Annotated in this window: 6 protein-coding genes; 3 read left to right on the forward strand and 3 right to left on the reverse strand. The window is 69.1% G+C overall.

What is annotated here, in order from left to right; genetic code table 11:
* Positions 1-153: 153 nt before the first annotated feature.
* From ACFV9T_RS15070 to ACFV9T_RS15080, 3 genes are all read right to left on the reverse strand, one after another.
* Positions 154-1,488, reverse strand: a complete 1,335-nt coding sequence (locus ACFV9T_RS15070; RefSeq protein WP_385440130.1) for a sensor histidine kinase — start codon at positions 1,486-1,488, stop codon at positions 154-156.
* On the reverse strand, positions 1,485-2,162 hold the full coding sequence (locus ACFV9T_RS15075; RefSeq protein WP_385440132.1) for a response regulator transcription factor: 678 nt from the start codon (positions 2,160-2,162) through the stop codon (positions 1,485-1,487). Before ACFV9T_RS15075 ends, ACFV9T_RS15070 begins: the two co-directional genes overlap by 4 nt.
* 118 nt (positions 2,163-2,280) lie before the next feature.
* Positions 2,281-3,045, reverse strand: coding sequence for a thioesterase II family protein (locus ACFV9T_RS15080; protein WP_385440134.1), 765 nt, complete (start codon positions 3,043-3,045; stop codon positions 2,281-2,283).
* Positions 3,046-3,323: 278 nt separating this feature from the next.
* Here ACFV9T_RS15080 and fabD point away from each other — a divergent pair, with 278 nt between their 5' ends.
* From fabD to asnB, 3 genes are read left to right on the forward strand one after another with little or no spacing between them, the layout of a single operon-like run.
* Positions 3,324-4,211: an ACP S-malonyltransferase gene (fabD, locus tag ACFV9T_RS15085; protein WP_385440136.1), complete on the forward strand. Its 888-nt coding sequence runs from the start codon at positions 3,324-3,326 to the stop codon at positions 4,209-4,211.
* 16 nt (positions 4,212-4,227) lie between these two features.
* Positions 4,228-4,485, forward strand: coding sequence for an acyl carrier protein (locus ACFV9T_RS15090; RefSeq protein ID WP_385440138.1), 258 nt, complete (start codon positions 4,228-4,230; stop codon positions 4,483-4,485).
* Between the two features lie 34 nt (positions 4,486-4,519).
* Positions 4,520-6,517, forward strand: a complete 1,998-nt coding sequence (gene asnB, locus ACFV9T_RS15095; RefSeq protein ID WP_385440140.1) for an asparagine synthase (glutamine-hydrolyzing) — start codon at positions 4,520-4,522, stop codon at positions 6,515-6,517.
* Positions 6,518-6,521 lie beyond the last annotated feature (4 nt).

Below are 6,521 nucleotides of genomic sequence, written 5' to 3' on the forward strand. Positions count from 1 at the left end.
GGGTTGCGGGTCCGGTGGTGGCGCGCTCGCGCTGGGCTCGTGTGCGGCGTGCCGTGTGTAGCTCCGTACCGTGCCGGTGCGCCCAGCCGTGAGCTGGGCCAGGTGTTCGGCGGCGCGCCGGGGTGCGGGCGTGGCGGCCCGCTCGGTCGTGGGTCAGCGGCCTGGGCCGTTCGGCTGGCGCACTGCTACGGACAGGCGTGACGCGAGCGATCGCTGTCGCGGGATCGCCTCGCCCGCCTCGGCCGCCGGTCGTGCCGCTGGGAGTTCGACGGTGAACAGCGCGCCGTGGCCCGGGCGTCCCCCGGCGGTGATCCGGCCCCGGTGGCTTTCGACCACCTCCCGGGCCAGCGCCAGGCCGAGCCCGAAGCGCCTGCCCCGCCCGGACGTCCCCCGGGCGAACCGTTCGAAGAGGCGGTCGGCTTCCTCGGGCGCGAACCCCGCCCCCGTGTCGCGTACGGACAGCGACACCACCCCCGTACGCGGGGCGTCCACGGACACCACGACCTCGCCGCCCGCCGGGGTGTGCCCCATCGCGTTGTCTACCAGCGCGGCGATCACCCGGCGCAGCGCCGGGGCGGTGCCCATGACCACGTGCCGCCCCGGTCCGTGCCGCAGCCGTACGTCCAGACCCAGCGACTGGGCGCGGGCGTCCTCGGCGGCCACCGCCTCCTCGGCGAGCGCGGCGACGTCGACCGGATCGCAGGAACCCGGCGACTGGGACAGCCGCGCGGACAGCAGCAGGTCGTCGATGATGTCGCCGAGCTGCCGGGTGCCGGTCACCAGGCGCTGGAGGTCGGCGGTCAGCTGCTGCGGGTGTTCCGTGCCGGAGCGCCGGGCCAGCAGCTGGGCGCGGGTGTGCAACTGGGTGAGCGGGGTGCGCAGTTCGTGGCTGGCGTCCGCGACGAACCGCCGCTGCCGGTCCAGCGCCTCGGACAGCGGCGTCATCGCCCGCCGCGCGAGCATGCCGCTCGCGGCGGCGACGAGCAGCAGCCCGATCGACTCGGCCGTCGCGAAGGCGAGCAGCAGATGCTGGCGGTCGACGCGCTGGAAGCGTTCGCCGTACGCGGCCTGGACGACCTCGTCGCCGCGCCGCCCGGTGCGTACCGTGAACTGCTCGCCGCCGCGCTCCACCCGTTCCAGCACCGGGGGCCCGCCCGCGCGGACCGCCGCCAGGGTGGACTTCACGGGCAGGCCGTCCGGGATGCCGCGGGTGCTGCGGAGCACTCCGTCCCGCTCCACGGTGATCCACATGCAGACCGGCGGGCTGTCGACGGTGTTGTGCTGGACGCCCCACCGCGTCTCGCGCTCCGCGTCGGCGCGCTGGGCGAACAGCACGACGGAGTAGACGATGGCCACGACCAGCAGCATGATCACCGACATCACGAGCGAGATGCGCAGCGTGATGGACCACTGGGCGGCGGCGAGCCGCCGCCGCTCGGGGCTGCGGGCCGTACGGCGGGTCGGAAAGCGGAGCGGAAGGGAGATCACAGCGTGCCCAACTGATAGCCGCGCCCCCGCACGGTACGGACGACTTCGCGGCCCAGCTTCCGCCGCAGGTAGTAGACGTACGTGTCGACGATGGACTCCGCCGAGGTGTCGGGGAACACGCGCTCGCGCAGGAGCGAGCGGTCGTGCACCCACTTGGGGTCGTCCGCGAGCGCGTGCAGCAGGCCGAACTCGCGCAGGGACAGCTCGACCCGGCTGCCGTCGGCGAGTTGGACCTCGTGGCGCCGCAGGTCCAGCTGCCCGCCGTCCCCGTCGCCGAGCGGCAGGACTTCGGCGTCCGCGCGGTCGCGCCGGTGCAGCGCCCGCACCCGGGCCAGCAGTTCGTCCACTTCGAAGGGCTTGACGAGGTAGTCGTCGGCGCCGGAGTCGAGGCCGGTGACCCGATCGCCCAGTTCGCCCAGCGCGGTCAGCACCAGGACCCGGGTGGTGACACCGACCCGCCGTAATCGTTTCACCAGGTCCAGGCCGTCGATGCCGGGCAGCATGCGATCGATGACCATCACCTGATGACGTCGGCCGAGACCGAGATGGAGCCCCCGGTGGCCGTCGAATGCCACATCGACGGCATAGCCCTCTGAGACGAATAAATCGGCCAGCATGTCTGCGGTCTCCCGGTCGTCCTCGACCAGTAACAGCCGTGTCTGATCCGCAGTCAACCGTTGTGTATCGGCTGGGTAGATCATTCGCTCATCTTGGCAGCCCGGCTCCGGGGGCGGTGCGTACTATCTCGGCCGTCGGCGGGCGGGTTGGTAGGCCCGTCCGGCAGGCCCCCGGCTACAGGGCGCGGCGGATGGCCTCGGCCACCGTTTCGACGTGTGCGGAGAGCGCGAAGTGGCCGCCGGTGAGGCGGACATGGTCGCGGACGTCCACGACATCGCGCCAGGCCGCGACCTCGGCGGGGGAGAAGACCTGGTCGTCGTCGGCGGAGATGAGGAGGACCGGGGACTTGGTCCAGGCGCGGTCGGTCATGGCGGCGAGGCCGTCGCCCAGGAGGAGGTCGGCCCGCAGGGGCGGGAGGAGATATTCGGCCACGAGGGCGTCGTCCAGATCGGCCATCCCCGGGGTGTCCAGGGAGCGCAGGAAGGCGAAGAGATCGTCGGTGTCGAGTTCGGCGGTCGGCTTGCCGAGGGGGTGCCGCACGAACTGGCCGGGAACCGGCCACGCGGAGAGGACGACGAGATCCGGGGTGGTGGGGGCGCGGGTGGCCAGGAGGTGGGCCATGGCCGCGCCCATGCTGTGGCCCATGACGATGAGGCGGCCGTCGGTGGGCGGGAGCGTGTCGAGCGCGGCGAGGACGCTGTCCACGGCCTCCGCCGGGTCGGTGACGGCCGGGGTGCGGCGGCGGTTGGCCCGGCCCGGCGGCTGGACGGCCCAGACATCGGCCTCCGGGAGTGAGGCGGCGAACGGGTGGAAGAAGGTGGCGGAGCCGCCCGCGGGCGGCCAGCACACCACCCGGTCCCGGTGGACCGGAGCCGCCGCGGCGGGCTGATCGGCGAGCCGCAGCGGCTGCAGCCAGGGGTCGGTGATCGGGGCGCTCATGAGTGACCTTCCGGGAAACGGTGTCTCGGGGCGGGAAATTCAGTAATCCCGGGGTTTGTTGATGCTGTCAAGCACGCGAATAAGTCAGGGCAGTCTGATTTCTGGCCTCTCCAGCAAGCACTAGGGACATCACTAGTTTGGCAGAATGCGACAATGTAACCTTCGCCACATGAGTGCCCCTTGCACGTGTCGGCGCGCTTCCGTGATGCTGAATTAGGGCCGAGCGCGTTAACCGGCTCTTCTTCGGCTCTTCTTCTGGTGTCCACCTGAAAGGCGCCATGGTTTTCGCAATTCTTTTTCCCGGGCAAGGTTCCCAATTCCGGGGAATGGGCAAGGATGCCTTCCAGAGCTACCCCGGGCTCACGCAATTCGCCTGTGACCTGCTGGGTTACGACCTCGTCGCCCTGTGCCGCGACAACCCTGACGACATGCTGGCCCGCACGGAATACACCCAGCCCGCCCTCTACACCGTCAACGCGTTACAGATGTTCGAGCGCGTACGGCGCGAGTACCGGCCCGCCGACTGCTATCTCGGGCACAGTCTCGGCGAATACAACGCCCTGCTGGCCGCCGGGGTGTTCGACTTCGAGACCGGCCTCCGGCTCGTCAAGAAGCGCGGCGAGCTGATGGCGGCGGCGTCCGGCGGCGGAATGACGGCCGTGATGAACACCCCGGCGTCGCGACTCTTCGACATCCTCGGGCAGGACGGCATCGAAGGCCTGGACGTCGCGGGCTTCAACACCGACACCCAGCTCGTCATCGCCGGTCCCGTCGATGCGCTGCGTGCCGCCCACGCCGCATTGAAGGAGCGCGGCATCCGGTTCGCGCCGCTGCGCGTCAGCGCGCCGTTCCACTCCCGGTACATGGAACCGGCCCGCGCGGAGTTCGAGCGGTACCTGAAGGAATTCACCTTCGCCGAGCCCGCCGCCGACGTGGTCGCCAACGTCACCGGACGCCCCTACGAAGCGGGCGCGATGGTATCGACGCTGAGCCAGCAGCTCGTGGAACCGGTGCGCTGGACGGACAGCGTCCGTCATCTGCTGGCCCGCGACCCCCAGTTCGCCTGCGAAGAGGTGGGCGGAAAGTCGCTCCTGCGCATGGTCGAAAAGATCCGCACGTCAGAAGTCCCCGTGCCCGTTCCCGTGCCCGTTCCCGTCTCCGGCTGAGAAGTTAGGGTCTGAAATGAGCAGGACAGAGAAGATCCAGCAGTTCATAGAGGAGCGCTTTCTGGTCGAGTTCGGCGGCGACATCACCGCCGACACCGACCTCTTCAAGGAAGGGGTCATTGACTCCTTCGGCTATATCCAGATGATGAACTTCCTCGAGGACGAGTTCGCGTTCCACATGGACGAGGCCGACATTCTCACCGATGTCTTCGTCTCCCTCTCCTCCATCGACGACTTCGTGTCCCGCAAGCTCGCCGAGCCCAACCGCCGGTAACAGGCCGGGCCCGACACCCAGTAAGAGGACTTTCATGTGCGGACTTGCCGGTTTCCTTTCCCCTGATCTCCAGGGTGATGCCGCCCCCCAGGTCATCACCTCGATGCTGTCACTGATTCACCACCGCGGTCCGGACGAGGCGGGCTACTACCTCGACGACGGCATCGCGATGGGGGCCGTCCGCCTGTCGATCATCGACATCGCCGCGGGCTCACAGCCCATGTCGGACCCCTCGGGGCGCTACTGGATCTGCTTCAACGGCGAGCTGTACAACCACATCGAGCTGCGCGACGAATTACGCGGGCTCGGCCGGACGTTCCGTACCCAGTCGGACACCGAGGTCGTGCTGCAGGCGTGGGTCCAGTGGGGGCCGTCCTGCCTCACCCGCTTCAACGGCGCCTTCGGCCTGGCGATCCGCGACGCGGCGACGGGCGAACTCTTCCTCGCCCGCGACCGGTACGGCAAGCGCCCGCTCTTCTACTCCGACCGCCCCGGCGCGTTCCTCTTCGCCTCCGAGATGAAGGCCTTCCGCGCGTTTCCCGGATTCCGCTTCGAGCTGGACCCCCGGGAGCTGGCGTCGATCTTCGCCGTATGGACGCCGCTGCCCGACCGCACCCCGTTCCAGGGCGTCCGCCAGATCCCGGTGGGCGGCCTCCTCGCCATTCGCGGGGAGCGGCGCACCCTGCGCACATACGAAGAGCTTCGCGTCGACGCGCCGCCGTTCACCGGGAGCGAGGAGGACGCGGCTGCGTTCGTCCGCGAGGAGCTGCGCAAGAGCGTCGAGGTACGGCTGCGCAGCGATGTCGAAGTCGGCGTCTACTTGAGCGGCGGGCTCGACTCGTCCATCGTCACCAAGCTGGCCACCGACCTCTCCCGGAACCAGGTGCGCACGTTCTCGGTGGAGTTCGAGGACGAGACCTTCGACGAGTCGAGCAGTCAGCGCGCCGTCGCCGAACACCTCGGCACGGTCCACTCGTCGCTCGCCATTTCGAGCGCCGATATCGCGGAGAACTTCCCCTCGGCGGTCTATCACGCCGAAGTCCCGGCGTTCCGTACGGCGTTCGTTCCGATGTTTCTGCTGTCACGCCATGTCCGGGATGCCGGAATCAAGGTGATCCTGAGCGGTGAGGGGGCCGACGAGGCGTTCCTCGGCTATTCGCTGTTCCGGGAGACCCTGCTGCGTACGTCGTGGAACGAGCTGACGGACGAGGAGAAGGCGGCCAAGCTCGGCAGCCTCTACCCCGAACTCGGCCATTTCGGACCCGGTCACCGGAAGCATCTGACCGGGCTCTTCAGCCAGTTCTCCACCGAGCGGCTGCCGGGGCTCTTCTCGCATGAACTCCGCTACCAGAACGGCCGGTTCGCGGCGCGGCTGCTCAAGGAGCGCGACGAGCCGTTCGGGGATCTCCTCGACCTTGTCGGAACCGCGCCCGATTACGCCGCGCTGTCGCCGACCCAGAAGGCGCAGTGGCTCGAATACAAGACGCTCCTCGCGGGCTATCTGCTGTCCACCCAGGGCGAGCGGATGAGCCTCGCGCACAGTGTCGAGAACCGCTGCCCGTTCCTCGATCCGGCCGTGGTGCGGGCGGCCGCGTCGGTGAACCTCAAGTACGACGATGGATTCCAGGAGAAGGCCATCCTCAAGAAGGCGTTCCACGGCGAACTGCCCCAATCCAGCCTTACCCGGCCCAAACAGCCGTATCGCGCCCCGGGCGCCGCCGCGTTCAAGGAGCAGCGCCCCGATTACATGGAACTGCTGCTCTCCGACGCCGAACTCGCGCATCTCGACTGCGTCGACCCGGTCTTCGCGCGGAAGCTCGTCAACAAGATCATGTCGACGCCCGATCCCGAGATCAGCACCAAAGAGGACCAGGCGTTCGTCTATCTGCTCTCCACCGCCGTCCTCAATCACCAGTACGTGACGAACCGGGAGGACCGCGTGGGCGCGGATCCGGAGCCCGGGGCGCGCATGGAGATACGGACCGCTGTCGACCACCGTCTGTCCCGGCTGTCCGTCGGAGGAACGCGATGAATCC

This window comes from Streptomyces sp. NPDC059850 (assembly GCF_042731515.1).
In the GTDB taxonomy this organism is placed as follows: Bacteria; Actinomycetota; Actinomycetes; order Streptomycetales; family Streptomycetaceae; genus Streptomyces.